Raw genomic sequence first — 683 nt, forward strand, 5'->3', positions numbered from 1 at the left:
CCGCCGGGCAGTACGCCCTCGGCTTCCATGCCCTGCTTGACGCAGGCCTGCATCGCCGCCCAGATCGTCAGCAGGCCGTCGCGAATCTCTGACTCGCTGCGCCATGCCTTCTCGTTTTCCAGCATCAGCTCGCTGATGCACATCTTGTTTTCCCGGCACATGCGCATCAGGTCGTCGCCGGTCTGGAAGTTATAGGGCAGCTCGGTGGTGTCGGCGTCGAGCTCGCCCCGTTCGGCCTGGGCCGCATCGATGACGAAGCCGCCGCCCACCGAGTAGTAGGTGTTCTGGTAGAGCTCGCCCGCATGGCCGTGGGCGATCAGGCGCATGGCGTTGGGGTGATGGGGGAGACTCTCCTCGTGCAGCTGCATGTCGCGGGCCCACAGGAAGGGCACGCTGTGGCGACCATCCAGACGCAACGCCTCGGACTCCTGGAGCTCCTCGATGCAGGGGGCGATGACTTCCGGGTCGATGTGGTCGGGCCGCTCCCCCATCAGCCCCATGATCACCGCCCGGTCGGTACCGTGACCGATGCCGGTGGCGGAGAGCGAGCCGAACAGCTGCACCTCGAGGCGCACTACGCGGTCGAGCAGCTCGCGCTCCTTGAGCTCAGCGGTGAAGTCGAAGGCGGCCCGCATGGGACCCACGGTGTGCGAGCTAGACGGCCCGACGCCGATCTTGAACAG

1 protein-coding gene is annotated in these 683 nt (G+C 66.6%); it reads right to left on the bottom strand.

Going from position 1 to position 683, the window contains the following annotated elements:
- The coding region (locus ACR80S_RS17150) for a serine dehydratase beta chain (RefSeq protein ID WP_435403911.1) at positions 1–683 on the bottom strand (683 nt) is incomplete at both ends.

The sequence above is a fragment of the Halomonas salsilacus genome (assembly GCF_051216275.1).
Taxonomy (GTDB): domain Bacteria; phylum Pseudomonadota; class Gammaproteobacteria; order Pseudomonadales; family Halomonadaceae; genus Halomonas.